At 64.2% G+C, this 24,819-nt stretch carries 28 protein-coding genes; 16 read left to right on the top strand and 12 right to left on the bottom strand.

What is annotated here, in order from left to right; all coding sequences use genetic code 11:
• Window positions 1–4 precede the first annotated feature (4 nt).
• The 3 genes from DQ230_RS07265 (at window position 5) to DQ230_RS07255 (ending at window position 1,687) form a co-directional block, all read left to right on the top strand.
• On the top strand, window positions 5–424 hold the full coding sequence (locus DQ230_RS07265) for an Hsp20 family protein (protein ID WP_113911915.1): 420 nt from the start codon (window positions 5–7) through the stop codon (window positions 422–424).
• Window positions 425–459: 35 nt separating this feature from the next.
• Window positions 460–687 (top strand): DUF1150 family protein, encoded by a 228-nt coding sequence (locus DQ230_RS07260; protein WP_113911914.1) that lies wholly within the window; start codon window positions 460–462, stop codon window positions 685–687.
• Between the two features lie 139 nt (window positions 688–826).
• Window positions 827–1,687, top strand: coding sequence for a glycosyltransferase family 10 domain-containing protein (locus DQ230_RS07255; protein WP_113911913.1), 861 nt, complete (start codon window positions 827–829; stop codon window positions 1,685–1,687).
• Between the two features lie 52 nt (window positions 1,688–1,739).
• Here DQ230_RS07255 and DQ230_RS07250 read toward each other — a convergent pair whose 3' ends face one another.
• Both DQ230_RS07250 and trxB read right to left on the bottom strand, forming a co-directional pair.
• On the bottom strand, window positions 1,740–2,066 hold the full coding sequence (locus DQ230_RS07250; protein ID WP_113911912.1) for a ribonuclease E inhibitor RraB: 327 nt from the start codon (window positions 2,064–2,066) through the stop codon (window positions 1,740–1,742).
• On the bottom strand, window positions 2,056–3,051 hold the full coding sequence (trxB, locus tag DQ230_RS07245) for a thioredoxin-disulfide reductase (RefSeq protein WP_113911911.1): 996 nt from the start codon (window positions 3,049–3,051) through the stop codon (window positions 2,056–2,058). The genes DQ230_RS07250 and trxB overlap by 11 nt, the downstream gene beginning before the upstream one ends.
• Window positions 3,052–3,256: 205 nt before the next feature.
• Between trxB and DQ230_RS07240 the strand changes: the two genes are divergently transcribed.
• The gene (locus DQ230_RS07240) at window positions 3,257–3,757 is read left to right on the top strand and encodes an Lrp/AsnC family transcriptional regulator (protein ID WP_113911910.1); all 501 of its coding nucleotides are present in this window, start codon (window positions 3,257–3,259) and stop codon (window positions 3,755–3,757) included.
• Between the two features lie 18 nt (window positions 3,758–3,775).
• Here the strand turns inward: DQ230_RS07240 and DQ230_RS07235 are convergent, their stop codons facing one another.
• From DQ230_RS07235 to lgt, 5 genes are all read right to left on the bottom strand, one after another.
• Window positions 3,776–4,540 (bottom strand): Hint domain-containing protein, encoded by a 765-nt coding sequence (locus DQ230_RS07235; protein ID WP_113911909.1) that lies wholly within the window; start codon window positions 4,538–4,540, stop codon window positions 3,776–3,778.
• Window positions 4,541–4,694: 154 nt separating this feature from the next.
• On the bottom strand, window positions 4,695–4,847 hold the full coding sequence (locus DQ230_RS17065) for a hypothetical protein (RefSeq protein WP_162497389.1): 153 nt from the start codon (window positions 4,845–4,847) through the stop codon (window positions 4,695–4,697).
• Between the two features lie 228 nt (window positions 4,848–5,075).
• A complete protein-coding gene (pgeF, locus tag DQ230_RS07230) occupies window positions 5,076–5,843 on the bottom strand; it encodes a peptidoglycan editing factor PgeF (protein WP_113911908.1) in 768 nt (255 codons plus the stop codon).
• The gene (locus DQ230_RS07225) at window positions 5,840–6,904 is read right to left on the bottom strand and encodes a class I SAM-dependent methyltransferase (RefSeq protein ID WP_113911907.1); all 1,065 of its coding nucleotides are present in this window, start codon (window positions 6,902–6,904) and stop codon (window positions 5,840–5,842) included. The genes pgeF and DQ230_RS07225 overlap by 4 nt, the downstream gene beginning before the upstream one ends.
• Window positions 6,901–7,785, bottom strand: coding sequence for a prolipoprotein diacylglyceryl transferase (lgt, locus tag DQ230_RS07220; protein ID WP_113911951.1), 885 nt, complete (start codon window positions 7,783–7,785; stop codon window positions 6,901–6,903). Before lgt ends, DQ230_RS07225 begins: the two co-directional genes overlap by 4 nt.
• Before the next feature lie 123 nt (window positions 7,786–7,908).
• Between lgt and DQ230_RS07215 the strand changes: the two genes are divergently transcribed.
• The gene (locus tag DQ230_RS07215; RefSeq protein ID WP_113911906.1) at window positions 7,909–8,163 is read left to right on the top strand and encodes an accessory factor UbiK family protein; all 255 of its coding nucleotides are present in this window, start codon (window positions 7,909–7,911) and stop codon (window positions 8,161–8,163) included.
• Window positions 8,164–8,170: 7 nt separating this feature from the next.
• Here DQ230_RS07215 and DQ230_RS07210 read toward each other — a convergent pair whose 3' ends face one another.
• A complete protein-coding gene (locus tag DQ230_RS07210; RefSeq protein WP_113911905.1) occupies window positions 8,171–8,833 on the bottom strand; it encodes a hypothetical protein in 663 nt (220 codons plus the stop codon).
• A 211-nt stretch (window positions 8,834–9,044) separates the two neighbouring features.
• Here DQ230_RS07210 and DQ230_RS07205 point away from each other — a divergent pair, with 211 nt between their 5' ends.
• The 4 genes from DQ230_RS07205 to DQ230_RS07190 all read left to right on the top strand — a co-directional run bounded on the left by DQ230_RS07205 (window position 9,045) and on the right by DQ230_RS07190 (window position 11,225).
• Window positions 9,045–9,290, top strand: coding sequence for a hypothetical protein (locus DQ230_RS07205; RefSeq protein WP_162497388.1), 246 nt, complete (start codon window positions 9,045–9,047; stop codon window positions 9,288–9,290).
• A gap of 240 nt (window positions 9,291–9,530) precedes the next feature.
• Window positions 9,531–10,031, top strand: coding sequence for a type III secretion system chaperone family protein (locus DQ230_RS07200; RefSeq protein ID WP_113911903.1), 501 nt, complete (start codon window positions 9,531–9,533; stop codon window positions 10,029–10,031).
• A gap of 44 nt (window positions 10,032–10,075) precedes the next feature.
• Entirely contained in the window at window positions 10,076–10,894 is an 819-nt protein-coding gene (gene proC, locus DQ230_RS07195) for a pyrroline-5-carboxylate reductase (RefSeq protein ID WP_113911902.1), read from the top strand.
• Entirely contained in the window at window positions 10,887–11,225 is a 339-nt protein-coding gene (locus DQ230_RS07190) for a tRNA-binding protein (protein ID WP_113911901.1), read from the top strand. Before proC ends, DQ230_RS07190 begins: the two co-directional genes overlap by 8 nt.
• Before the next feature lies 1 nt (window position 11,226).
• Here DQ230_RS07190 and DQ230_RS07185 read toward each other — a convergent pair whose 3' ends face one another.
• Entirely contained in the window at window positions 11,227–11,490 is a 264-nt protein-coding gene (locus DQ230_RS07185) for a hypothetical protein (protein ID WP_113911900.1), read from the bottom strand.
• A 61-nt stretch (window positions 11,491–11,551) separates the two neighbouring features.
• Window positions 11,552–12,502 (bottom strand): GlxA family transcriptional regulator, encoded by a 951-nt coding sequence (locus DQ230_RS07180; protein ID WP_113911950.1) that lies wholly within the window; start codon window positions 12,500–12,502, stop codon window positions 11,552–11,554.
• An 88-nt stretch (window positions 12,503–12,590) separates the two neighbouring features.
• On the opposite strand from DQ230_RS07180, the gene DQ230_RS07175 reads away from it, so the two are divergent.
• The 6 genes from DQ230_RS07175 to DQ230_RS07150 all read left to right on the top strand — a co-directional run bounded on the left by DQ230_RS07175 (window position 12,591) and on the right by DQ230_RS07150 (window position 20,335).
• On the top strand, window positions 12,591–13,502 hold the full coding sequence (locus DQ230_RS07175) for a beta-keto acid cleavage family enzyme (protein WP_113911899.1): 912 nt from the start codon (window positions 12,591–12,593) through the stop codon (window positions 13,500–13,502).
• Window positions 13,503–13,527: 25 nt separating this feature from the next.
• Window positions 13,528–14,949, top strand: coding sequence for a carnitine 3-dehydrogenase (locus DQ230_RS07170; protein ID WP_113911898.1), 1,422 nt, complete (start codon window positions 13,528–13,530; stop codon window positions 14,947–14,949).
• Window positions 14,946–16,106, top strand: a complete 1,161-nt coding sequence (locus tag DQ230_RS07165) for an acyl-CoA dehydrogenase family protein (protein ID WP_113911897.1) — start codon at window positions 14,946–14,948, stop codon at window positions 16,104–16,106. The genes DQ230_RS07170 and DQ230_RS07165 overlap by 4 nt, the downstream gene beginning before the upstream one ends.
• A gap of 249 nt (window positions 16,107–16,355) precedes the next feature.
• Window positions 16,356–18,395 carry an acetate--CoA ligase family protein gene (locus DQ230_RS07160; RefSeq protein WP_113911896.1) on the top strand — a complete coding sequence of 680 codons (2,040 nt, stop codon included), beginning with the start codon at window positions 16,356–16,358 and terminating at the stop codon, window positions 18,393–18,395.
• Window positions 18,392–19,177: a carnitinyl-CoA dehydratase gene (locus tag DQ230_RS07155; RefSeq protein ID WP_113911895.1), complete on the top strand. Its 786-nt coding sequence runs from the start codon at window positions 18,392–18,394 to the stop codon at window positions 19,175–19,177. The genes DQ230_RS07160 and DQ230_RS07155 overlap by 4 nt, the downstream gene beginning before the upstream one ends.
• 150 nt (window positions 19,178–19,327) lie before the next feature.
• Complete coding sequence (locus tag DQ230_RS07150; protein ID WP_238987449.1) at window positions 19,328–20,335, top strand: PAS domain-containing sensor histidine kinase; 1,008 nt, start codon at window positions 19,328–19,330, stop codon at window positions 20,333–20,335.
• A 3-nt stretch (window positions 20,336–20,338) separates the two neighbouring features.
• On the opposite strand, the gene DQ230_RS07145 is transcribed toward DQ230_RS07150, so the two are convergent.
• Window positions 20,339–21,370: an ACP S-malonyltransferase gene (locus DQ230_RS07145; protein ID WP_113911893.1), complete on the bottom strand. Its 1,032-nt coding sequence runs from the start codon at window positions 21,368–21,370 to the stop codon at window positions 20,339–20,341.
• Window positions 21,367–23,547, bottom strand: coding sequence for a thiamine pyrophosphate-dependent enzyme (locus tag DQ230_RS07140; protein WP_113911892.1), 2,181 nt, complete (start codon window positions 23,545–23,547; stop codon window positions 21,367–21,369). The genes DQ230_RS07145 and DQ230_RS07140 overlap by 4 nt, the downstream gene beginning before the upstream one ends.
• A gap of 170 nt (window positions 23,548–23,717) precedes the next feature.
• Between DQ230_RS07140 and DQ230_RS07135 the strand changes: the two genes are divergently transcribed.
• Entirely contained in the window at window positions 23,718–24,812 is a 1,095-nt protein-coding gene (locus DQ230_RS07135; protein ID WP_113911891.1) for a saccharopine dehydrogenase family protein, read from the top strand.
• The last annotated feature ends 7 nt before the right edge of the window (window positions 24,813–24,819 follow it).

Raw genomic sequence — 24,819 nt, 5'->3', positions numbered from 1 at the left:
GCACATGACGAAAATGACATTGGGGGCACACCCCTACATGCTGGGGTTCGACCAGCTGGAACGTTTGCTGGAACGCAGCGCGAAATCCGGGAATGAAGGTTATCCGCCCTTCAATATCGAACAGACATCGGACAATTCCTATCGCATCACGCTGGCCGTAGCAGGCTTTGGCGAGGAGGATCTGTCGGTCACGGTCGAGGATCGCCAGCTGGTGATCCGGGGGCGGCAATCTGCGGATACCTGCGAGCGGGTGTTTTTGCATCGCGGCATTGCCGCGCGGCAGTTTCAGCGCAGTTTCGTTCTGGCCGACGGGGTCGAAGTCGGCTCGGCGATCATGGAGAACGGTCTGCTGCATGTGGACCTGACCCGCGCCCTGCCCGAGACAGTCGTTCAGACGATCAAGATCAACAAACGCGGCCAATAATCCCCAAGCGGGCAACCCTCAAGGAGGATACGATCATGGATACCGAATTTGACTTCCCGCATGAGGCGGGCCACCGCATTGCATATGTCCGCCCTGTCGCTGTGGCGGATCTGCCCGAAGATGTGCAGAGCCAGGTGGGCGAGTTGAAGACGCTATACGCCGTTCACAGCGAGGCGGGCGAGCGTCTGGCACTGGTCAGCAACCGACAGATGGCGTTCGTGCTGGCGCGCCAGCACGACCTGGATCCGGTGACAGTTCACTAAAGCTGTCGCGGCGGCGGGTGGCCGCCGCTGCGACATGAGTATTTGAAACAAGATGAAGGCCGAAAGGCGCGCGCCGGTCTGTTGCCGGGGTGCGCCTTTTCCGTGTAAGAGGCGCGGGTTGATCCAAGGGGAGTGATCCATGGTTGAAGCCGCGCCGAAAGTTGCGATCCTGCCGAATGACATGAAGCTGGGCCTGACGCCCGGCGCCATACCGCTGGACCGCTTGATGTGGCCGCTGGGCGTGCCGGAGGGTATTGGAGGCCGCACGTTGCGGGATCTGGCGCCGCAGGACCACCTGATCGTGTTTCCACGCAAGACCCTGCATTGGCGCCCCGGATTCGGCACAGCGGCGCGTGTTTCCATTGCCGTGCTGGAACCCAAAGCGATTCATGGCGGTCATCTGGCCTCTCTGCGCCGGTCGCACCGGCGGTTTTACCGGGTGCTGACTCATGATGCCGCGCTGCTGGCGGACATTCCGAACGGATATTTTTTCCCCTTTGGCGGCACTTGGGTGTCCGAATGGCAAGACGTGGACACGACCAAAGCGCGCATGACGTCGCTGATCGCCTCCAGCAAGCGGTCGCAGGACGGGCATGTGCTGCGCCATGCGATCGTCGATTGGGCAGGCGGCGCCGGCGTGGATCTGGATGTGATGGGGCGCGGCTACAAGCCGTTCGCGGCCAAGGCCGAGGGGCTGGCGCCCTATCGCTATTCGGTCGTGATCGAGAATGTGCGCGAGCGGAATTATTTCACCGAAAAGCTGGTTGACGCGATCCTGTGCCAGACCGTGCCGATTTACTGGGGCTGTCCCAATATCGCTGATTTCTTTGACACATCCGGAATGATCATCTGCGAGGATGAGGCTGATCTGCGCGCGGCCATTCAGGCGGCAAGTGACGAGGATTACAGCGCGCGCCTGCCTGCGCTGCGCGCCATGCGCCCTGCGGCGGCAGATTACGGCGATCTTTACGGCCGCGCCGCCCGCGCCGTTCTGGAATAAGCGCCCGCCCGCCTGCGCTGCGGCAGGCGGGCAGCGTTTCGATATGAGCCCGCTAGGCCGAAAACCCCCAGCCGTCAGGCAGGAAGCCATGCGGCATCGCCAGCCGCGTCGCGGCCTCCTCGCCCAGCCAGATGGCCATGGCGGTCAGGGGCTGATCGGGCAGGCAGGCGGCAAGGTAGGGGGTGCCGTCATCATCCTCTACCGGCTCGCATTCAAAGCCTGCCTCGCTCAGCGCGGCCTCGGCTGCGTCCCAGTCGGCGCTGTCCCCTGCGGTAAAGGCATAGTCGATATCGGCGATGTCGGGCAGGTCGGCCTCGGCCTGAATATCCTCGAATACGGCGTAGGTTTCTGCGCGCTGGGCGTCAAAATCATGTGACATTTGCATCCTCCGGCGCCGCCTCGACCATGTCCTCGTTCTCGGCCATGCCGTGTTCGGCCAGCCAGCGCTCTGCCTCCAACGCGGCCATGCAGCCCATGCCGGCGCTGGTGACGGCCTGGCGGTATTTGTGATCTGTCAGATCGCCCGCGGCAAAGACGCCGGGCAGGGACGTTTCCGTGCTGTCGGGTTTGGTGACGACGTAGCCGCCCATATGGGTTTCCAGCACATCCTTGACCAGCTCGTTCGAGGGGGCGTGTCCGATGGCGATGAACACGCCCTTGGCCGGGATGTCGGTGATTTCGCCGGTTTTCACGTGCCGCACCTTGACACCCTCGACACCGAGAGGGGCATCGGTGCCATAGACCTCCTCCAGCTCGTGGAACCAGACGGGATGGATTTTCGGGTTCTTCTCCAACCGGTCGATCAGGATACGCTCGGCGCGCAATTCATCGCGGCGGTGGATCAGCGTCACCTTGGAGGCGAAATTGGTCAGAAACAGCGCCTCTTCTACCGCCGTATTGCCGCCGCCGACAACGACGATTTCCTGACCGCGATAGAAGAAGCCGTCGCAGGTGGCACATGCCGACACGCCAAAGCCCTTGAACTTCTCCTCGCTGGGCAGGCCCAGCCACTTGGCGCGGGCGCCAGTGCACAGGATGATCGCATCGGCGATATACTCGGTGCCGCTATCGGACTGGCAGACATAGGGGCGTTTGGAGAAATCAATGCTGCTGATGATGTCACCGATGACTTCGGCGCCCATCGCCTTTGCGTGGGCTTCCATCCGCACCATCAGATCGGGGCCCTGCACTTCGGTATCGCCGGGCCAGTTTTCGACCTCGGTCGTGGTGGTCAGCTGGCCGCCCGGCTCGATCCCCTGCACCAGAACCGGCTCCAGCATGGCGCGGCTGGCATAGACGGCGGCGGTATAGCCCGCGGGGCCGGAGCCGATGATCAGAACCTTGGTCTTTTTCGTCTTGGCCATGTGCCTGCCCTTTCGATAAACTGCGTATGTTGCGCCTGATATAGACACGGCAGGGTCATGGTGAAACCCCCCGTAATGCGCCCTTGCATTCCCCGCGCCATGCGCATATTCCGCGCAAGTATATTGCGCCGCAGCGATAGATTATTGCGCAGGGCACCGTGGTTGGTATAACAATCGCGAAATTCAACCAGTAAGCAGGTGAGCAATGGCGACGACCCGTCTGGACCCGATCGACCGAAAAATTCTGGCCGAACTTCAGGCGGACGGGCGCATGACCAATGTGGAACTGGCCAAGCGTGTCGGAATTTCAGCGCCGCCCTGTCTGCGCCGGGTGCGCACGTTGGAGGAGGCCGGATTTATTCGCGGCTATCACGCCGATGTCGATCCGCGTGAATTGGGCTTCGAGGTGCAGGTGTTTGCCAATGTCGGCCTGCAAAGCCAGGCCGAGGCAGACCTGAGCGCGTTCGAGGCGCGCTGCCGTGACTGGCCGTTGGTGCGCGAATGTCACATGCTGAATGGCGAGGTGGATTTCATCCTGAAATGCGTGGCGCCGGATCTGAGCACGTTTCAGCGGTTCCTGACCGAAGAGCTGACGGCGGCGGCGAATGTGGCCAGCGTCAAGACCGCGCTGGTCATACGCGACGCCAAGGACCAGCCGGGCGTGCCGTTCGAGGTATTGGAAGAGCGGCTGGCCCGCGACGCCTGAGCGACGTGTCTGCCCCCGTCAGGCCATCTGGCGATTTGGCTGGCCGAATGCGCTGCGCGGATGGGCAAGGCTGCCGAAATCGGCCGGGCGGCGTATATGCGGAAAGAGGGCCAGGAACTGCGCCAGTTGCTGATGGTTCAGTCCCGCTTCGAAACCGGGGCCGGGGTGGTACGTCTCCACCGTCAGCCCGGCTGCGGTGATCGTCGCATGGCGGTGCAGCGCGATATGATACAGATCGACCGTACCGGGCGGAGTGATGGCAATGACGCTGTTGCCATCAATCAGGTCATGGACCGGACGCAATACATGATCCGGGCGCGCCGTGCCGCGCTGTGCGATGCGCGCGCCGGGGCCGGTCATCAGATCGACCATGGGCCGGCCCATTCCCAGCGCGCCGGTCATGATCCGCGTCAGGCGCGCCGGGCCGCCGGGCGTTGGCGCGGGGCGCAGCGACATTGACCCGATCCAGAGCAGGGGCGAGGGGCCGCGCTCGTTCGTCAGGACCTTGATGCCGGGCTGCAAATCTTCGACCGCGACGGGGCCGCGCGTTGTGGCGATCAGCGTGCCGCGCGCGAAGGCGGAAAATGCGGCTGTAAAGACAGGCATGGCAGGCAGGATGTGACGCGCCTCCTCAATGCTGCCGTCATTGCGCTGAAACAGGGTGCGCGCGATCTGGCCCGGCTCTTGGCGGTCATATACAGGCGTGCCGCGCCGGTATGCGGGCGGCAGGGGCTGCGTGCGCAGGGCGCTGACAAGGTTTTGCGCGGATGGTGTATAAACCATGATGAACTGCCTTTTGGCTGAATAAATATGTGCCGCGTTCAGACGCGCCGGAAATAAGGCGTGCGGAGGGCGGGCCGCCGGGGCGCAACAAAGGCCGGTGGCCACGCTGTTTGACAGGTGCGGGCATCGAAATGGATGGCCGGGATCGGTCGTTTCAGGCGCGGCGTTGCAGTTTGGCAGCCGTCTGTGCGGTGCGCGCCGTGATCGCGCGCTGGCCGCGCTTGAAGGGCAGGGCCGGCATTGGCTGCGCGCTGCTTTGCAGTGCGGTGGTCATCCAGCGTCTTTGGGGTTTGGGGGTATGGCTCATTCGCTCGCTCCTCAGGCTGCCCGCGATGCGGATCTGTTGATTTGGTCTGAGCAGAATGTGCCATCGCTTTGCGGCCAAGATTTGACACACAGGCGGCAGCGGCGCGGCGGGCGAGAAAATTCGCGAATTTTCTGGCGCCTGCCGCGGGCGTTGGAATTCAATGGTTTAGCGTCTGGGGTGCGGCCTGGCGCGGCTTGGAATTGCCACATTCCGCGCGGCCATCAGGGCCTAGAGGCAAATGGCGGCGATCTGCCTGCCGTAGTCGGCCTCGGCCCGGTGGGTGGCGCGGCGGTATGAGTAGAACCGTTCCTCGTCTGTGTACGTGCAGTGGCCGGTCCATTCCGCCCGCCCGATGCCCGCGCCGCGCAACCGGGCCAGTCCAAAGCCGGGCAGGTTGAACTGCATCTTGCCGGGGGCGCCTTCGGTGAAAAACCGGGCATTTTCGCTGTCGGTGGCCAGAAAATCCTGCATGAACTCGGGGCTGACCTCATATGCGGCCTGACTGATCGTGGGGCCAATGACGGCGGCGATATTGGCGCGGGTGGCGCCGAGCCCCTCCATCGCGATGATGGTCGCGTCCAGCACGCCGTCCAGTGCGCCGCGCCATCCGGCATGGGCGGCGCCGATCACGCCTGCCTGTGCATCGGCAAACAGCACCGGCTGGCAATCGGCGGTCAGCACGGCCAGCGCAAGGCCCGGCGTGGCCGTGACCATCGCATCGGCGCGGGGCCGCTCGGAAATGGGGGCGGTGATTGGCGCATCCACCGGCAGGGCGGTGGCCGAATGGATCTGATGCACGGTCAGCAGATGATCGGGTGGCACCTGCATGGCGGCCGCGACCCGCGCGCGGTTAATGGTGACGATTTCCTGTTGGTCCGACGATCCCAGCCCGCAATTCAGCCCGGTAAAAATGCCCGAGGATGCACCGCCCCGGCGGGTAAAGAACCCGTGACGCACGGGGGCAAGGCTGTTTGCGGTCAGAATTTCCAGCGTCATTCGGACAGTCCCGGCGGCGGTGCGGCGCCTTCGGGATAAAGGGCCATCACCTTGAACAGCGTCCCCATTTCCGCGGGATGCGTCAAGCGTCGATGTGCGGCGACATGCGCGTCCCGTGCATCGCCGACAAGCGTTTGCGCCAGCTTTTGCGCGCGCGGGGTGATGCCAAGACGCTCCAGAAACACGCCTTGCGGGGTCAGGCGGCTGTGGCGCGCGGGGGCGGCGGCGCGGGCCAGCGCCTCGAAATCGACATGGGCGGTCAGATCGGCGGTGCCGGGGGCGTCAAACGGGTCGGCGGGGGCGTGGGCACGCAGGGCCTGAAAGGTATCGCCGACGCTGCGCCAGTCGCCGTAATCGACAATCAGCGCCGCGCCGCCCCGCTGCGCGATCTGCGCACCGATATGGGCGGCGATATGCGTGGCGGCGGGCGAGAATTCGACGATGTCGCCGTCCTTGGTATCGTCCAGCCGGTGGGCCAGCGGCGGCAGGACACTGGGCGCGGCAAGGCCGGGAATCAGCCTGTCGCCATCGCGCCCGACCATCCGCTCGCGCCATTCCGCGCCGTCGCGCTGGGCCTGCCGGATGGGCAGCGCGTCGAAAAATTCATTCGCCACCATAAAGAGCGGCAGATCCGGCAGCGTCTGTACCGCATCGTGCCAGACCGGGCTGGCGCCTGCCAGCGCCGCCGCCTGCGTGGCGCGCAGGGGGCGCGATGTTTCGACCAGATGCACCCGGGCGGCGGCGTGAAAGCCGGGGACGGCGCGGGTGGCGCGTAGGATGTCGGCCATCAGCGTGCCGCGTCCCGGTCCCGGTTCGACCAGCACGAAAGGGGCCGGCGCGCCCTGATCCAGCCATGTTTGGGCCAGTGACAGCCCGATCAACTCGCCGAACATCTGGCTGATTTCGGGCGCGGTGGTGAAATCGCCGCCCGCGCCCAGCGGGTCGCGCGTGGCGTAGTAGCCGTGTTCGGGATGCATCAGGCAATGCGCCATATATTCGGCCAGCGTCATCGGCCCGCATTCGGCAATCTGCGCGATCAGCGTTTGCGCCAGCGGGGTCATCGCGCCCTGGGCCGGGTCAAAAGCAGCAGCAGGCCGAACGCGATCATCGGCAGCGACAAAAGCTGACCCATCGACAGGCCATAACCCGCGCCCAGTTGCAGCGCATGACCCAGCGGGTTGCCCTCCGACATGAACTGCGCGTCCGCCTCGCGGGCAAATTCCACGATGAACCGCGCCGCGCCATATCCGGCGAAAAACCAGCCGACGATCAGGCCGGGACGCTTCAGCGCGCCGCGCCGGTATGCCAGCCACAGCAGCACCGCGCCCAGCAGCAGCCCCTCCAGCAGCGCCTCGTAGAGTTGCGATGGATGCCGCGCGCACAGACCGATCACGCCGGGGCAATCCTGCGCCGCAGCGCCGGGAAATGCCACGCCCCACGGCAGATCGGTGGGGCGGCCCCACAACTCGCCATTGATGAAGTTGGCCACGCGGCCCAGAAATATCCCCACGGGCGCCGCCATGCACAACAGATCACCCACAGACAGGATGCGCAGTTTGTTGCGCAGGGAAAACGCGATACAGGCCATCAAGACGCCCACCATCCCGCCATGGAACGACATGCCGCCCTGCCAGACCTGCAAAATCTCCAGCGGGCGCGACAGGTAATATGCGGGCTGATAAAACAGCACGAACCCCAGGCGCCCGCCCAAGATGATGCCAAGGATCGCCCAGAACATCAGATCCTCGACCTGTTTGGCCGTCATGGCCGGGGCGCCCTGCCACAGGTGCGGGCGGCGCACGGCGCCCACCACAATGCGCCAGCCAATGATGATGCCCGCGATATAGGCCAGCGCATACCAGCGCAGCGCAAATTCCATGCCGAAAACGGAGATGGAGAAAATCTCGGGCGAGATGTCGGGATATGGGATCAGGGCGTGCATGACGCAGACATGGCCGCGCATGAGGGGGGAAGTCAACCGCACAGATCTTGCGATCAGGCGGCCGCGCGCCCATATAAAGCGAAGACATGAATTTTAGCGAAACCGCAATGCCGGAGGCAACATATGCAGACCCGTAACAAGGTGATGGACGATATCTCGCAACTGATGACGAACGCGATGGGCGTGGCCCAGGGCGCCCGGCAAGAGGCCGAGACGGCGATGTCGTCGATGATCGACCGCTGGCTGGCGGACCGCGATTTTGTCACGCGCGAAGAATTCGACGCCGTGCGCGCGATGGCGCAAAAGGCGCGCGAAGAAAATGAGGCGCTGAAAACCCGGCTGGATGCGTTGGAAGCAAACGCAGCGACCAAGGGCTAGGCGCCTTTTACGGCAGGACGGGCGGCAGCGTCTGAACCCAGACAACCCGCCCGAGCGGCGTGATCGCGTCCAGCGCCGGGCCGCTCAGATGGCGCGCGCCCTGCGCCGGATCGCTGCCCGCGATCAGCAAAGTGCCTGCCAGCGGGCGGTGCAGATACGCGATATTCAGCGTGCCAGCGTCCAGATAGGCCCAGATCGCGTGTGCCTCGGGCCATGTCTGCTCGCAATCTATCAGGCAAAGCGCGCCGGGCTGCACGCACGCGGCGTCCGTTTTCGGCGGTGCAGTGATCCATCGCAAACACTGAACATTCCACCCTTGCGCTGCCAGCCATGCCGGGTTCAGGGCAACCGGTGCGGCGCGATCCTGCGGTTGGCTGCAATGGAACGGCAGCGTGATATGTGCCGACACATCGCGCTGCGCCGCCGCGCCCGGCCCTGGCGCGGCTTTTTCTGCGGGGGCTGCGGCTGAGGTAATCTGCCACAGCTCCAGCGACAGATTCAGCGCCGCGACAATTTCGGTCACCTTGGAAATTTGCATGTCGCGCCCGTCGCGCAGGCTGCGCACGGTGCTGACATCCAGACCCAGCTTGCGCGCATAACCACGCAGACCGTGCCGGGCGATCCCCTCATTGGCGATATCGCGGATTTTTTGTAAATCGAAATGGGCCATGCGCGTGATGTTGCACGGAAAAATTTAATTGACTAGGCGGTTAAAGTTTTACACGCTGTGCGAATAGTGCCACGAATTCCGATACTTACCACCTTTGATTGAATTAAATTCCAAGGGGACAACTTATGGGCTGTGTGGGCCGCAGCGCCGGGCGCCATGACTTTGCTGGGTTTCGTCAGCATTGTATGGCCGGGTGCGGGGCGGTGATGTCATGACCCATGAGGTCAGGGCGCGCCTGCGGAGTATGCGGGATCGTCTGGCCAAGGCACGCACGCTGAAACGCATCGTTCGTGATGCCCCGGACCAGTTGCGCCGTGACGCAGCGATCATTGCCTACACCCGCACGCTGGACCTTCTGATCGAGGATTTGATCGCGCTGGAGGATGCGGGCCTTCTGTCGGCCTGTGCCGCTCGTCTGGACGCTGCGGACGGCCCGCAGGCAGATGCGCCGCAGTAATGCGGTAAATTGGCCGAAATACCTGCCGAGAATCACCAGGGGCGCCGAATATAGTCGCTGATCTGGAGTTCATCCACAACTTATTGCGTTTATCCACAACAAATAGCTTTACAGGTGGCAGACTGTGCCGCACCATATCTGGTAAGGGACTGCGGATTAACCCCAGCCCGTTGAGCAGGCATCCAGTGCTTGGGGGCGTTCATGATCCCCATCTCAGGATCAAACCTAAAAGGTGGCGACATGGCACTGTCCGAACATTTCCAGACAGACGATCCGCATCCCATTGATATCGTCGAACATATTGCAGCCCATAACGATTGGCAATTCGACCGCGTGGGCGATGATCAGATTTCAATGGCGGTTGAAGGGCAATGGCGCACCTATGCAATCACGCTGGCATGGTCCGCCCATGACGAGATGCTGCGCATGGTCTGCACATTTGAAATGGACCCGCCGCGCGACAAGCTGCCGGTGCTGTACGAGGCGTTGAACGAGGTCAACGATCAAGGCTGGACCGGCGCCTTCACCTACTGGTCCGAGCAAAAGCTGATGGTGTACCGCTATGGTCTGCTGATGTCGGGCGGGCAGGGTGCCAGCCCCGAGCAGGTGGACGCGATCATCACCGCCGCCGTTCTGGCGTCCGAGCGGTATTATCCCGCGTTTCAGCTGGTCCTGTGGGGCGACCGCACCCCGCGCGACGCCATGCAGGTCGCCATTGCAGAGGCGTATGGTCGCGCGTAACCTGCCCTGCAAATGACGTGAAAACGGCCAAGGGGGTGGGTGTGATGGATATGGATTTCGTGGCCGATAAGGGCCTTGTTCTGCTGGGCTGCGGCAAGATGGGCGGCGCGATGCTGCAAGGCTGGCTGTCGGGCGGGTTGCCCGCCGCGTCGGTCTGGGTGATTGATCCGCAGTCCTCGGACTGGCTGAAAGGCACCGGCGTTCATATCAATGCGGATGACCTGCCCATCGCGCCGGGCATCGTCCTGATCGCCGTCAAACCGCAGATGATGGGCGAGGCGCTGCCGACGCTCAAGGCGATGGGGAACGGCCCCACCCTGTTCATCTCGGTCGCTGCCGGCACGCCGATTTCCGCGTTCGAGGCGGCGCTTGGCGATGCCTCTCCCATCATTCGGGCGATGCCGAACACGCCTGCCGCGGTCGGGCGGGGCATCACGGCAATCATCGGCAACGGCCATGCCAGCAGCGAACAGATGGATCTGGCCGAAATGCTGCTGCGTGCGGTCGGGCAGGTGGTCCGGCTGGAGGATGAGGATCAGATGGACGCCGTGACCGGCGTTTCCGGCTCTGGCCCGGCCTACGTGTTTCACATGATCGAATGCCTCGCCAAGGCCGGGGAGGCTGAGGGGCTAACCCCCGAACTGGCGATGCAACTGGCACAGGCAACCGTTGCCGGTGCGGGCGCACTGGCCGAAGAGGCAAGCGAGACGCCCGCCGAGTTGCGCGTTAACGTGACCAGCCCCAACGGCACCACCCAGGCGGGGCTTGAGGTGCTGATGGATGAAAAGAAGGGTCTGCCTCACTTGATCCGTCGCACCGTTGGCGCAGCCGCCAGCCGCTCGCGGGAGCTGCGCAATGGCTGAAATCACCTTTGATGACTTCATGGCCGTTGATATTCGCGTGGGCCGCGTGGTCCGCGCCAAACCATTCCCCGAGGCGCGCAAGCCCGCGATCAAGATGTGGATCGATTTTGGCGATGAAATCGGCGAGCGAAAGACATCTGCGCAGATCACGGCGCATTACACGCCCGAGGGGTTGGTTGGCCGTCTGGTGATGGGGGTGGTCAACTTCCCGCCCCGACAGATTGGCCCCTTCATGTCCGAAGTGCTGGTTCTGGGCGTCAGCGATGCGGCAGGCGAAATCGTGCTGATTGCGCCGGATGCCGACGTGCCGGTCGGCGGGCGCATGCATTAGGTTACTTGGGCGGGTGGCGTTCGTGCGATCCGCCGCGTTTCAGATCCGGTTGCGGCGCTTCCTTGCGGGTATCCCACGCCGGATCCCAGCGCTTGATCATGTTGGATACAAGTCTGCCGCTGGGATAGGCGATGACGATCGCGGCGATGACGCAGCCAACAATGGCCCAGACCGAATAATACCCCAGGCTAAAGCTGACGACGATCAGCGTACCGGCAATCGCAATCGCGCCGAGCCATGTGATGTAATGGGCGAGGCGATCCATGATGTATCCTTTTGCGCTGTTTCGTTCGGTGGCTCAACGCGCGATCCCCGCGCCGGTTCCCCTAGCGCCCTTCGGAGCGCAACGTTGTCGGCGCCGCGCCGTACCGGATGCGCATGGCGCGCGCCAGTGCGGCCGGGGACTCGTACCCGCAGCGCACCGCGATTTCCGCAATGCCCAGCCCGGTGCTGTCCAGCAGCTTGCGCGCCTCGGACAGGCGCATGTGGCGATAAACCGTGCCCGGCGGTGCGCCCAGTGCGCTGCGAAAATGCCGGTCCATCGTGCGCGGCTGGCAGCCCACCCGCCGGGCAATCGCGCCCAGCGGCAAGGGCCGTTCGACATGGGCGCGCATCTGCGCCAGCGCGGCGCGCACCAGCACGTCGGGCTGCGGCATGTCGGGCACCTCTGCCGCGGTATCGCTGCCATGCATGAACTGATCCTCGACATCCAGCCGCGCCGCCATGCCCGCATGCTGCGCGATCATGTCCATCATCAGGTCCAGCGCGCTCATCGCGCCGGCGCAGGTAATCACCGGCCCGTCGCGGGTGACGCGGGCGCGCACCACCTCGACGTCCAGAAACCGCTCGGCAAAGGCGTCCTGCAAATCCCAGTGCAGCGTCGCGCGCCGCCCGCCCAGCAGCCCCGCAGCTGCCATCAGCCACGGCCCTGTATCCATCCCGACCAGCGTCTGCGCCTTTTTGGCCGCACTGCGCAGCGCCCGCCGCGTGTGCGAGGTATCGTGGCGAGCGTGATCGTAACTGCTTAGGATAAAAAGGTAATCGCAAGGCTCGATTCCCGCCAGCGCGCCATGCGGCAACACCTGCATCCCGCTGGAACTGCGGGCGGCCGTGCCGGACAATGTGGCAATCTGCCAGTCAAACACTTTCGCCCGGCTGACGGTATTTGCCGCGCGCAGCGGCTCCAGACAGTTGGCAAGGCACAGGTTGGAGAATCTGTCGAACAGGACAAATCCGATGCGCGTCGGCGCTGCTTGGGGTTTTGTCCATTTCTGCATCATTTCTGTCTTTTACGGCACGATGGGCGAATATGCCAGCGCTACCATATGCGGCAAGCTTTGACGCACCCGTTTGAAAGGATCATCCATGCCCCTGACTATGAACCGCGACGTTTTCATCACCTGTGCCGTAACCGGCGGCGGCGCCACCCAGGACCGCAGCCCGCATGTGCCGCGCAGCCCCGAACAGATCGCCGACAGCGCCATCGCCGCAGCCAAGGCGGGCGCCGCGATTGTCCATTGCCACGTGCGCGACCCCGAAACCGGCAAGGCCAGCCGCGATTTGAAGCTGTACCGCGAGTTGACCGACCGCATCCGCGCATCGGATACCGACGTGGTGCTGAACCTGACCGCCGGCATGGGCGGCGACATGGTGTTCGGCGATCCTGAATCCCCGCTGCCCCTGAACGAAGATGCCTCTGACATGGTCGGCGCCAGCGAACGCGTGGCGCATGTGCTGGAATGCCAGCCCGAGATCTGCACGCTGGATTGCGGCACGATGAACTTCGCCGAAGCCGATTATGTGATGACCAACACCCCCGGCATGTTGCAGGCCATGGGCCAGATGATGACCGAGGCAGGCGCCAAGCCCGAGATCGAGGCGTTCGACACCGGCCATCTGTGGTACGCCAAGCAACTGGTCAAGGACGGCATCCTTGAGAAGGACGCGCTGGTGCAGCTGTGCATGGGCGTCCCATGGGGCGCGCCGAACGACATGAATACCTTCATGGCGATGGTCAACAACGTGCCGGATGACTGGAACTGGTCCGCCTTTTCGCTGGGCCGCGACCAGATGCCCTATGTCGCCGCAAGCGTTCTGGCAGGCGGCAACGTGCGCGTCGGTCTTGAGGATAACCTGATGCTGGATCGCGGCGTTCTGGCCGAAAACCACCAGCTGGTCACGCGCGCCCGCGAAATCATCGAGCGTCTGGGCGCCCGCATCATGACCCCCGCCGATGTGCGCGACAAGCTGCGCCTGACCAAACGCGCACCGCGCTAAGCCCCAAAGCAGATCGGACCACAACATGAGCAAGCAAATGACAGCGGCCATCATCGGCGGCGGCGTGATCGGTGGCGGATGGGCCGCGCGGTTCCTGCTGAACGGCTGGGACGTGCGTATTTTCGACCCGGACCCCGAGGCAAGGCGCAAGATCGGCGAGGTGCTGGACAATGCGCGCCACGCCCTGCCGATGCTGTATGACTACGCCATGCCGGACGAGGGCGCGCTGACCTTTCACGACACCATCGCCGAAACCGTCACCGGCGCCGACTGGATGCAGGAAAGCGTGCCCGAGCGGCTGGAGATGAAGCACAAGGTCTACGCCGAAATCCAGAGCGCCTGTGACGCAGACGCCGTGATCGGCTCCTCCACCAGCGGCTACAAACCCAGCGAGCTGCAAGGGGGTGCCACCCGTCCCGGTCAGATCATGGTCTGCCACCCGTTCAACCCGGTCTATCTGCTGCCCCTGATCGAAGTTGTCGGAACGGATGCCAGCGATCCGGCCCTGCTGGACCGCGCCAGCGAAATCCTCACCTCCGTCGGCCTCTACCCGCTGCGCGTGCGCAAGGAAATCGACGCCCATATCGCCGACCGCTTCCTTGAGGCCGTCTGGCGCGAGGCGCTGTGGCTGATCAAGGACGGCATCGCCACGACCGAGGAAATCGACAACGCGATCCGCTATGGCTTTGGCATCCGCTGGGCCCAGATGGGCCTGTTCGAGACGTACCGCGTCGCCGGCGGCGAGGCGGGGATGAAGCACTTTATCGACCAATTTGGTCCCTGCCTGAAATGGCCATGGACGAAACTGATGGACGTGCCAGAGCTGACCGACGAGTTGGCCCAGATGATTGCCGACCAGTCCGACGACCAGTCCGGCCATCTGACCATCCGCCAGCTGGAGCGCAAGCGCGACGGCAACCTGATCGCCATGATGCGCAGCCTGAAACAGCAGGGCAACGCGTCAGGGCGGCTGTTGAACGCGCATGAGAAAACCCTGCGTCCCGCGCTGGAGGCTGGCACGCCCATGGTCAGCCTGCGCCGGGTGATCCCCGTCGACTGGACCGATGTGAACGGGCATATGAACGAAGGCCGCTATGGCCAGATCTTCTCGGACGCCGCCGAAGAGGTGATGGCGTTTGTCGGCGCCGATGATGATTACATCGCCGGCGGCCTCAGCTATTTCACCGTCGAGACGACGACAAAATACCTGGCCGAAACCCATGCGGGCGAGGCGGTCGAGATACACACCCGCGTAACCGAAGGACAGGGCAAGAAGCTGCGCTGCATGCATGAGCTGAAGCGCGCCAAGGATGGCGAGGTTCTGGCGACCTGTGATCAATTCATGCTTCACGTAAGCTTGGATACCCGCCGCACCTGCGCGCCCTCCCCTGATGTCAGTGCCCGCGTCGAAGCGCTGGCTGCCGCCCATAAAGGAGCAGATACATGAATTTCGGATTAACAGACGAACAGGAAATGATCGTCTCAACCGTGCGCAGCTTTGTCGAGAACGAGATCTACCCCCACGAGGCCGAGGTTGAGCGCACCGGCGAAGTGCCGCCCGAGGTGGCCGAAAAGATCAAGCAAAAGACGCTGGATCTGGGATTCTACGCCTGCAACTTCCCCGAGGAAGTCGGCGGCGCGGGGCTAAGCCATCTGGAATTTGCACTGGTCGAGCGCGAGCTGGGCCGCGGCTCAATGGCGCTGGCGCATTTCTTTGGCCGCCCGCAGAATATCCTGATGGCCTGCGAGGGCGAGCAGCGCGAGAAATACTTGCTGCCCGCCGTGCGCGGCGAGCGGATGGATGCGCTGGCGATGACCGAACCGGGCGCCGGATCGGACGTGCGCGGCATGAAATGCAGCGCCAAACGCGACGGCGGCGACTGGGTGCTGAACGGCACCAAGCATTTTATCTCGGGCGCCGATCACGCCGACTTCATCATCGTCTTCGTCGCCACCGGCGAGGATCAGACACCGCGCGGCCCGAAGAAACGCATCACCACCTTTCTTGTGGATCGCGGCACGCCGGGCTTCACCATCCGCGACGGGTATAAATCGGTCAGCCACCGCGGCTACAAGAACATGATCCTCGAATTCGACAACTGCCGCCTGCCGGACGCGCAGGTGCTGGGCGAGGTTGATGGCGGGTTCGCGGTGATGAACGAATGGCTCTACGCCACGCGCATCACGGTCGCGACCAACTGCGTCGGCCGCGCGCGGCGCTGTTTTGATCTGGCGCTGAACTATGCCGCCGAACGCGAACAGTTCGGCCAGCCGATTGGCAAAAACCAGGGCGTCAGTTTCCAGCTCGCTGACATGATCACCGAAATCGACGCTGCCGACTGGCTGACGCTGTCCTCTGCATGGCGGCTGGATCAGGGCCTGCCGGCAAACCGCGAGATCGCGTCGGCCAAGCTTTATGCCAGCGAAATGCTGGCGCGCGTCACCGATGCCACATTGCAGATCTATGGCGGCATGGGCCTGATGGATGATTTCCCGATCGAACGCTTCTGGCGCGATGCCCGCGTTGAACGCATCTGGGACGGCACTTCGGAAATCCAGCGCCACATCATCAGCCGCGATCTGCTGAGGCCGCTGGGCGCCTGAGGCTGCCCGCGCTCCAAAAGAGTTTTTTGCCTTCGGCGAGGATATTTGGAGCAAAAAGAAAGAGGGGGGACCTGATCGGCGCCCCCCTCGAAAAGGCGAACCCTTTCTCCTTGCACGGTCATCGGCGTCCCCGCCTGTACCGTGACTTCATACTGACCAAGAGTGGTTAATAATGCGTTACCAGCCGCTTCTTCTTGCGAAAAATATCCTCGCCGAAGGCATAAAATCTTTTCTGGAGGGACATCAGCCATGACACGCGACCTCAGCCGCCTTTTACGCCCCAAATCCATAGCTGTCATCGGTGGCGGCGTCTGGTGCGCGTCAGTAATCGAGCAGTGCCGCCGCATGGGATACGATGGCGCAATCTGGCCGGTTCATCCCAAACGCGCCGAAATGGCCGGTCTGCCGACCTACGCATCCGTAGCTGACCTGCCAGAGGCGCCGGATGCCGCCTTTATTGGTGTGAACCGTAGCATTACGATCGACACGGTCGAGGCGCTTAGCACCATGGGCGCGGGCGGCGCGGTGTGCTTTGCCAGCGGCTTTCGCGAGGCGCAGGCCGAGATGGGTGACGGCGATGCCATGCAGGACAGGCTGGTTGCGGCGGCGGGGGATATGCCCATCATCGGGCCGAATTGTTACGGGTTCATCAACTACCTCGATGGCGCGCTTTTGTGGCCGGATCAGCATGGCGGTACGCGTTGCGACCGGGGCGTTGCCTTGATCACGCAAAGCTCGAATATTGCTATCAATCTGACCATGCAAGCGCGCGGCGTGCCTTTGGCTTATGTGGTAACAGCTGGAAATCAGGCGCAGACGGGGCTGGCCGAAATCGGCCTTGGCTTGCTGGAAGATCCACGCGTGACCGCGCTGGGCCTGCATATCGAGGGGATCGGTGATCTGGAGGCGTTTCAGGCGCTTGCCAATCGCGCGCAGGCGTTGGGCAAACCGATTGTCGCGCTGAAGGTGGGAAAGTCGGTGCAGGCGCAGGCGGCTGCGGTGTCGCATACCGCGTCGCTGGCGGGCAGCGACGCCGGGGCGCGCGCGCTGCTCAAACGGTTGGGCGTGGCGCAGGTGGATAGCCTGCCCAAGCTGCTTGAGACGCTCAAGCTGTTGCATCTGGCGGGTCCCTTGCCCTCTGACCGTATTGTTTCGATGTCCTGCTCGGGCGGGGAGGCAAGCCTGATGGCGGATGCCGCTGTCGGGCGGGGTGTCACGTTTGCGCCGCTGGACGACGCGCAGCATACCGCGCTGCGGACTGCATTGGGGCCGATGGTGGCCCTGGCGAACCCGCTGGATTACCACACGTTTATCTGGGACGATGTTCCGGCGATGACCGCTGCCTTTACTGCCGCGCTGACCGGCGATGTGGCGCTGGGCTGTCTGGTCGTGGATTTTCCGCGCAGCGACCGGTGCAGCGATGCCGCGTGGGACTGCACCATCGCCGCAGGGGCAGCGGCAGCGCAGGCCAGTGGCACGCCTTTGGCCTTTGTCGCCACGTTGCCCGAAAATCTGAGCGAGCATACTGCGCGGCGCGTGACGGATGCCGGGCTGATCCCGCTTTTGGGTGTTGAAGAAGCGATGTGCGCGATTGAAACCGCGGCTGCGCTGGGGCGCCACCGCCCTGTTGCCGCGCCCGTTCTGGCGCCCGGCACCGGGGAGGGCGCGACAATTCTCAGCGAGGCGGCCAGCAAGGCGGCGCTGGCGGCGCATGGTCTGGCCGTGCCGCAATCGCGTCGGGTGGAGGCCGCCGATCTTCCAGCGGCTGCCGCGGCGATACCGCTGCCCGCCGTGCTCAAGGGCGAGGGGTTCGCCCACAAAACCGAGGCGGGGGCGGTGGCGCTGAACCTGGGCACGGCAGAGGCGGTGATGCAGGCCGCCGCCCGCATGAACGCGCCCGCCTATCTGCTGGAGGAGATGATCACCGGCGCCGTTGCCGAATTGTTGATCGGCGTGGTGCGCGATCCGGCGCACGGCTTCGTCCTGACCCTTGCGGCGGGCGGTGTGCTGACGGAGATCCTGAAGGACAGCGCCTCGCTGATCCTGCCGGCCAGCGCGGACGATATCGCCGCCGCGCTGGCCAGCCTGCGCATCGCGCCCATTCTGGCGGGGTATCGCGGCCAGCCGGGCGCGGATATGGCGGCGATTGTGCGCGCGGTCCTGGCGGTGCAGGCTTACGTCACCGAAAATGCGGCCCATCTGCACGAGGTCGAGATCAATCCGCTGATCTGCACGGCGGCGCGCGCTGTCGGGGCAGACGCGCTTATCAGAACAGGAGAAATGACATGACAGACAATCCGATCAAAACCGAAACGCGGGGCCATGTGCTGGAGGTGACGCTGGACCGTCCCAAGGCCAACGCGATTGACTTGAAAACCAGCCGGATCATGGGCGATGTGTTTGCCGAATTCCGTGATGACGACAACTTGCGCGTGGCCCTGATCACCGGCGCGGGCGACAAGTTTTTCTGCCCCGGCTGGGATCTGAAAGCAGCGGCGGATGGCGATGCGGTGGATGGCGATTACGGCGTCGGCGGCTTTGGAGGGTTGCAGGAATTGCGCGGCCTGAACAAGCCGGTGATTGCCGCCGTCAATGGCATCTGCTGTGGTGGCGGTCTGGAACTGGCGCTGAGCGCGGACATGATATTGGCCGCCGATCACGCCAGCTTTGCCTTGCCTGAAATCCGGTCCGGCACGGTTGCGGATGCGGCCAGCATCAAGCTGCCCAAGCGTATTCCCTATCACATCGCGATGGAAATGCTGCTGACCGGTCGCTGGCTGGACGCGGACGAGGCGGCGCGCTGGGGCTTGGTCAACCGGATCATTCCGGCGGCCGACCTGATGACGCAGGCGCGCGCGCTGGCCGATGAGCTGGCAGGCGGTCCGCCGCTGGTTTATGCGGCGCTGAAGGAAATCGTGCGCGACGCCGAGGGCAAGGATTTTCAAACCGTGATGAACAAGATCACGCGCAGCCAGTATGACACCGTCGCACGGCTTTATTCGTCCGAGGATCAGCTGGAAGGCGCGCGCGCCTTCGCCGAAAAGCGCGATCCGGTCTGGAAAGGCCGCTAGCCCCTGCTGCGGGCAGCGCCGTGATGGCGCTGCCCTGCGCGGACCGTTATGATAATGACAATGCAAAAAGCGGGTGATAGGTTGCGCACTCAGCTTCAGGGGATTGCGGGCCAAGTGACACACAAGGATAGCGGTAGCCGAACATGGTCTGTGACACCCGATTTGCTGGGGTTTGTCGATCGCGAAGGCAATTTTTCGGACACCAATCCGGCGTGGCGGCGGCTGCTTGGCTACTCTACCCAAGAGGTTCAGGCGCACCGCTTTTCCCACTTCCTGCACCCCGATGACCTGCCCGCGGCAGAGCGTGCTTTTGAGCGTTTGCAGCGCGGTATGCACGTTCTGAACCTTGTTAACCGGTATCGCTGCAAGGATGGCAGCTATCACTGGATCTCATGGAATGCTGTGCCTGAGGGCGATCATATCTTCTGTAGCGGGCGCTGTGTCAGCGATGAAAAGGCGAACGAGGCCGCGCTGCGCACCCGCGAGGAAGAGGCGAAGCTGCGCGAGCAGTTTATCGCCGTTCTGGGCCATGATGTGCGCAATCCGCTGGCGGCGATCAATGCCGCATCCCGCGTCATAGGGCGCAGCAGCACTGACGCGCAAATCAGCGAAATGGTAACGTCGATCCAGGGGTCAACCGGGCGAATCGCCCGGTTGATTGACGATGTGATGGATTTTGCCAGCGCGCGTCTGGGCGGTGGGCTGAACCTGAACGAACATGCCGATCACGACGTCAAGCCGATCCTGGAACATGCGGTGCGGGAAATTGGCCTTGCCCATCCCGAGACGGAAATCATCACGGAATATGATTTTTGCGATCCGATCTATTGCGATTCAGGACGGATTTCGCAGCTGATTTCGAATCTTCTGGCCAATGCGGTCACGCATGGCGAGCCGGGCGCGCCGGTCACCGTCAGCGCGCAGGATCGCGACGGATCGTTTTACCTGTGGGTTACCAATCTGGGCGCGCCGATCCCGCCAGAAGTGCGCAAGATGCTGTTCGAGCCGTTTGCCCGCGGCAATGTGCGTCAATCGCAGCAGGGTCTGGGCCTGGGCCTGTTCATCGCGCGGGAGATCGCCCGCGCCCATGGCGGCGATCTGACCATGCGCTCGGACGCGGATGGCACGGTGTTCACCTTCAACATGCCGCGCGATTAGGGTTTATCCCGTGACGATGGTGCGCTGATCTTCCAGCCCCATCGACACCAGAAGCGGCGTCTCGGACTGGCGGGCGGTGAAGGCCGCCTTGCTGTGCATCCCGTGCCAGCCACCCGCAACCAGCGATTGCGCCACCGCCCCGCCCAGCGTGTTGCCCGGCCCGGTGACGATGAACATGTCGGGGGCAAATTCGCGCGCCGCGATCTGCACCGCGCGGGTGAAATCATAGGGCTGCGTGACCTGATGGCCCAGCGTGTAGGCGTGCAAGGCGTCGCGGTCGGTGGCGCCCGGCCACCAGATGGCGCCGCGCCCGTCGATCAGCGGAATCTCCGGCTGGCTGAACAGACTGCTGGGCAGGGCGTCGCGGCCCTGCTGGGCCACAGGCTCTTGCAGGTGCGTATGAAACGCGGCGTGATGCGGCAGGCGCATGGGAAACCGTCCGTCAAGGCGCGGCACCGATGCTTCGAATTCGGCCAGGCCCGCATCATTCCCGGCCAGCACCAGCATCCCGCCCAGATCGATCGACAGGCGCAGAACCGCGTCGCCGCCGCTGTCGATCTGGCGCACCGTTTCCAGCAGGCCGGCACGGCGCGCGGGGTCGGGGCGCCAGTCCGGGCCGGTGCAGGGATAGACCAGCTGCCCGCCGATTGACGCCTCCTGCATCAGGCGGCCCATGGTGTTGACGACCGTGAAGCCGCCCTGCGCATCCAGCGCCCCGGCGGCGGCCAGCGCGATATACCAGCCCATCGAATTGCCGGTGACGGCGACGACCTCGATATCCTCGGCCAGCGACTGGCGATCCAGGTACGAGGCGGCATAGATCAGCGGCGAGGCGGCATCGCCGACGGTGTGCGTGGCGTTGGAAAACCGCTCGGCCCCGTCCAGTTCGGTCACTGGCGTCTGGCCCTCGGCGCGGCGCAATTCGTCGAACGTATCCAGCAGGGGATTGCCCGCGTGGTGGCGGTGCAGATAGCCCAGCTCGGGCTTGTTATAGGTGCCCCGTCCGGGGCAGATCAGAACGGCGCGGCAGCTCATTCGCAGGCCTCCTTTGCAGCGGCGACGATGGAATCGCGCGATGGCATGGTGGCCGCATAGGCCGGGCCGGTGGCGATAAAGCTGTCCTCGGCGGCAATCCGGCTGACCGGCAGTTCCGCCCGCTCGACAAACAGCGCCATCAGCCCCTCGGCCTGCCCGCCGGTGCGGCGGCATTCATCGACGATCAGCACGGATTTGCAGCCCCGCGTGGCGTTCAGTAGCGCCTGTTCCGGCAGCGGCGCGATCCAGCGCATGTCGATGACGCGGGCGTTGATGCCCTCCGCCTTCAGCACCTCCTGCGCCTGCCGCGACAGGTAGCAGCCGTTGCCGTATGTGACGATGGCCAGATCCTTGCCCTGCCCATGCACGCCGACACTGTCCAGCGGAATACGCTCGTCCGGGGTGGGGTAGGTGCCCATCCAGCCGTTGTCGCCCGCCTCGTGCAGATCGCGCATCGGGTAAAGCGCGATCGGCTCCACAAACACCACCACGCGCTGTTCCTCGCGCGCAAGGCGCACGCATTCGCGCAGCATCATCGCCGCGTCCGGCCCGTTCGAGGGGCAGGCGATGATGATGCCGGGGATGTCGCGCAGCACGGCAAGGCTGTTGTCATTGTGGAAATGCCCGCCAAAGCCTTTTTGATAGCCCAGCCCGGCAATGCGCAGCACCATCGGGTTGGTAAACTGGCCCCTGGAGAAGAAGGGCAGCGTCGCCGCCTCGCCGCGCAACTGGTCCTCGGCATTGTGCAGATAGGCCAGGAACTGGATTTCCGGCATCGGGATGAACCCGTTATGCGCCATGCCGATGGCAAGGCCGAGGATGCTCTGCTCGTCCAGCAGCGTGTCGATCACGCGGTCGGTGCCAAAGCGCTGGTGCAGGCGCTGCGTCACGCCGTAAACACCGCCCTTGCGGCCCACATCCTCGCCCATCACCACGATCTCGCCGTGCTCCAGCATCAGGTCGGTGAGCGCCCAGTTGATCAGGCGGCTCATCGGCTGGGGCTGGTCCAGCTGCCTGAAATCGCTGCCGAAAGCGGCCTCGCGTTCCTCGGCGCTGGGGCCGTTCGTCGGGGCGCAATCGCGTTTGGGCGGGATGATGCTGGCCATCACGTCGGCTGCGGTTTTCAGGCGGGGGCGGGTGACAGCCTCGGCCGCCACATGGGCGATGCGGTCGTTGGTTTCCTCGTAAATCGCCAGCGCCTCCTTGCGATCCAGCGCGCCTGCCGCCTCCAGCAGGCGGACGGTGTGCAGCAGCGGATCGTTCGCCTCCTCCGCCTCCACATGCGCCTTGGGCAGGTAGGTGGTGGGCAGGTCGGCGCCCGCGTGGCCGTAAAGGCGCACCATGGTCAGATGCAGGAACGCCGGCTTGCGCTGGGTGCGAACGTAATGAGCGGCCTCGGCGGCGACCTGCGCAGTGTTATACAGGTCCAGCCCGTCAGCGTGGAAATAGCGGATGCCGGGGCGGTGCTGCATGCTGGCGGCGATCCAGCCCTTCGGCGTCTGGGTGGAGATGCCGATGCCGTTATCCTCGCAGACGAACAGCATCGGCAGTGGAACGGATTGCACGGAGGTCCAGCCCGCCGTGTTGATGGCCCCTTGAGCGGTGGAGTGGTTGGCCGACGCATCGCCAAAAGATGCCATCGCGATCCCGTCATGCGGCAGCGCGCGGTGTTCGGGCGGGCGGCGGCGGGCAAGGCCCAGACCGTAGGCCGCGCCGACCGCTTTCGGCAGGTGCGACGCGATGGTGGAAGTTTGCGGCGGAATCATCAGCGCCTTGGACCCCAGCACCTTGTGGCGACCGCCGGAAATGGGATCCTCGGACGAGCAGGCGAAGCTCAACAGCATGTCCCAGGTGATCGACTGGCCCGGCACCTGCCCCGCGCGGGCGATCTGAAACGCCGCGTCGCGGTAATGCAGGAACGCGATGTCATCGGGCCGCAGGGCGTGGGCGACCGCCGCCATCCCCTCATGCCCCGACGATCCGATGGTGTAGAAGCCTTGACCTGCCTTTTGCATGGCTCGGCTGGTGCGGTCCAATGCGCGGCTGACGCATTGCGCACGGTAGAGCGTCACCGCTTCGGTATCGCTCAGCGCGTCCGAGGGCGGGGCGCCCTGCGGCAGATCGCCCGAGGCCACACGGGCAAGGAAATTTTCATGCACGATCTCTGCGCGGTCCATGCGGGGCCTCCGGTCGCTTGAGTTTTGCAGCGCACATTGCCCGGCGCCCGGCAAGGGTGCAAGCAGGCAATGGCGCACTGCGCTTGACTTGGCCACTGCCGGGGCGCGATGATCCGGCACGGGACCGGATAAATTGATGCGCTTGCAGCGCTGAATTCAAGGATCGACCTATGAGTATCTGGAACATCGCCATCGTCGGCGCCGGCAATATCGGCCAGATGATCGCCGCGCTTTTGCAAGGCTCGGCTCATTACAGCGTGACCGTGATTGACCGCGACGCGGCCGGGCTGACACCGCTGGCGGATGATGGGGTCAAGACCGCGCAGGTTGACGTGACCGATGCCGCCGCGCTGACCAAGGCGCTTGAGGGCCACCATGCCGTGATCAGCGCCGCGCCGTTTTTCCTGACGCCGCAAATCGCGGGCGCGGCCAAATCCACCGGCGCGCATTATTTCGACCTGACCGAAGATGTCGCTGCCACCCGCGCGGTGCAGGAATTGGCCGACGGGGCGCAGACCGCCTTCATGCCGCAATGCGGGCTGGCGCCCGGTTTCGTCGGCATCGCGGGTGCCGATCTGGCGGCGCAGTTTGATGAACTGGACACCCTGTCGCTGCGGGTGGGGGCGCTGCCGCTCTATCCGACGAATGCGCTGAAATACAATCTGACATGGTCCACTGATGGGCTGATAAATGAGTACTGCAACCCCTGCACCGCGCTGGTGGAGGGCGAATTGCGCCAGCTGGCCCCGCTGGAGGATCTGGAGGAACTGGCGCTGGACGGCGTGAATTACGAATGTTTCAATACCTCCGGCGGGCTTGGCACGCTGGCGGAGGCGCTGAAGGGCCGCGCGCGCCGGGTGTCCTACCGCACCATGCGTTACCCCGGCCATTGCGCGATTCTCAAACTGCTCTTGCACGATCTGGGGCTGGAACGACGGCGCGATGTGCTGAAGGATATTTTCGAGACGGCGCTGCCGCGCACGGCCCAGGACGTGGTGCTGGTTTACTGCACCGCTACCGGCCAGAAGGATGGCGCGCACCGCGAGCGCAGCTTCATCAACAAAACAGTCGCGCGCCAGATCGGCGGCACGCATCGCAGCGCGATCCAGATCACCACCGCCGCCGGAATTCTGGCCGTGGTGGACCTGATGCGCATGGGCAAGCTGCCCTCCGCCGGTTTTGTCGGTCAGGAACAGGTGAAATTGGCCGACTTCCTTGCCACCGAGTTCGGGGCGCTTTACGCACCGGGTAACGTTACTGAATAGGAGCATG

The sequence above is a fragment of the Roseovarius dicentrarchi genome (assembly GCF_003316635.1).
GTDB lineage: Bacteria > Pseudomonadota > Alphaproteobacteria > Rhodobacterales > Rhodobacteraceae > Roseovarius > Roseovarius dicentrarchi.
Note: the sequence above shows the minus strand (reverse complement) of the source record. Positions and strands in the feature narration are given on the sequence as shown.

What these genes read in the sequence shown, in the direction of transcription:
- DQ230_RS07225 (WP_113911907.1), bottom strand. Translation starts at nt 6,904, where the DNA reads ATGACCCCGCTGGCGCAAACGCTGATCGCGCAGATTGCCGAATGCGGG.
- DQ230_RS07185 (WP_113911900.1), bottom strand. Translation starts at nt 11,490, where the DNA reads ATGGATCGCCTCGCCCATTACATCACATGGCTCGGCGCGATTGCGATT.
- DQ230_RS07190 (WP_113911901.1), top strand. Translation starts at nt 10,887, where the DNA reads ATGGCTGAAATCACCTTTGATGACTTCATGGCCGTTGATATTCGCGTG.
- DQ230_RS07180 (WP_113911950.1), bottom strand. Translation starts at nt 12,502, where the DNA reads ATGCAGAAATGGACAAAACCCCAAGCAGCGCCGACGCGCATCGGATTT.
- DQ230_RS07210 (WP_113911905.1), bottom strand. Translation starts at nt 8,833, where the DNA reads ATGGCCCATTTCGATTTACAAAAAATCCGCGATATCGCCAATGAGGGG.
- DQ230_RS07175 (WP_113911899.1), top strand. Translation starts at nt 12,591, where the DNA reads ATGCCCCTGACTATGAACCGCGACGTTTTCATCACCTGTGCCGTAACC.
- DQ230_RS07205 (WP_162497388.1), top strand. Translation starts at nt 9,045, where the DNA reads ATGACCCATGAGGTCAGGGCGCGCCTGCGGAGTATGCGGGATCGTCTG.
- DQ230_RS07215 (WP_113911906.1), top strand. Translation starts at nt 7,909, where the DNA reads ATGCAGACCCGTAACAAGGTGATGGACGATATCTCGCAACTGATGACG.
- DQ230_RS07145 (WP_113911893.1), bottom strand. Translation starts at nt 21,370, where the DNA reads ATGAGCTGCCGCGCCGTTCTGATCTGCCCCGGACGGGGCACCTATAAC.
- proC (WP_113911902.1), top strand. Translation starts at nt 10,076, where the DNA reads ATGGATATGGATTTCGTGGCCGATAAGGGCCTTGTTCTGCTGGGCTGC.
- trxB (WP_113911911.1), bottom strand. Translation starts at nt 3,051, where the DNA reads ATGGCCAAGACGAAAAAGACCAAGGTTCTGATCATCGGCTCCGGCCCC.
- DQ230_RS07240 (WP_113911910.1), top strand. Translation starts at nt 3,257, where the DNA reads ATGGCGACGACCCGTCTGGACCCGATCGACCGAAAAATTCTGGCCGAA.
- DQ230_RS07265 (WP_113911915.1), top strand. Translation starts at nt 5, where the DNA reads ATGACGAAAATGACATTGGGGGCACACCCCTACATGCTGGGGTTCGAC.
- DQ230_RS07155 (WP_113911895.1), top strand. Translation starts at nt 18,392, where the DNA reads ATGACAGACAATCCGATCAAAACCGAAACGCGGGGCCATGTGCTGGAG.
- DQ230_RS07165 (WP_113911897.1), top strand. Translation starts at nt 14,946, where the DNA reads ATGAATTTCGGATTAACAGACGAACAGGAAATGATCGTCTCAACCGTG.
- DQ230_RS07235 (WP_113911909.1), bottom strand. Translation starts at nt 4,540, where the DNA reads ATGGTTTATACACCATCCGCGCAAAACCTTGTCAGCGCCCTGCGCACG.
- DQ230_RS07255 (WP_113911913.1), top strand. Translation starts at nt 827, where the DNA reads ATGGTTGAAGCCGCGCCGAAAGTTGCGATCCTGCCGAATGACATGAAG.
- DQ230_RS07260 (WP_113911914.1), top strand. Translation starts at nt 460, where the DNA reads ATGGATACCGAATTTGACTTCCCGCATGAGGCGGGCCACCGCATTGCA.
- DQ230_RS07140 (WP_113911892.1), bottom strand. Translation starts at nt 23,547, where the DNA reads ATGGACCGCGCAGAGATCGTGCATGAAAATTTCCTTGCCCGTGTGGCC.
- pgeF (WP_113911908.1), bottom strand. Translation starts at nt 5,843, where the DNA reads ATGACGCTGGAAATTCTGACCGCAAACAGCCTTGCCCCCGTGCGTCAC.
- DQ230_RS07160 (WP_113911896.1), top strand. Translation starts at nt 16,356, where the DNA reads ATGACACGCGACCTCAGCCGCCTTTTACGCCCCAAATCCATAGCTGTC.
- DQ230_RS07200 (WP_113911903.1), top strand. Translation starts at nt 9,531, where the DNA reads ATGGCACTGTCCGAACATTTCCAGACAGACGATCCGCATCCCATTGAT.
- DQ230_RS07250 (WP_113911912.1), bottom strand. Translation starts at nt 2,066, where the DNA reads ATGTCACATGATTTTGACGCCCAGCGCGCAGAAACCTACGCCGTATTC.
- lgt (WP_113911951.1), bottom strand. Translation starts at nt 7,785, where the DNA reads ATGCACGCCCTGATCCCATATCCCGACATCTCGCCCGAGATTTTCTCC.
- DQ230_RS07170 (WP_113911898.1), top strand. Translation starts at nt 13,528, where the DNA reads ATGAGCAAGCAAATGACAGCGGCCATCATCGGCGGCGGCGTGATCGGT.
- DQ230_RS17065 (WP_162497389.1), bottom strand. Translation starts at nt 4,847, where the DNA reads ATGAGCCATACCCCCAAACCCCAAAGACGCTGGATGACCACCGCACTG.
- DQ230_RS07135 (WP_113911891.1), top strand. Translation starts at nt 23,718, where the DNA reads ATGAGTATCTGGAACATCGCCATCGTCGGCGCCGGCAATATCGGCCAG.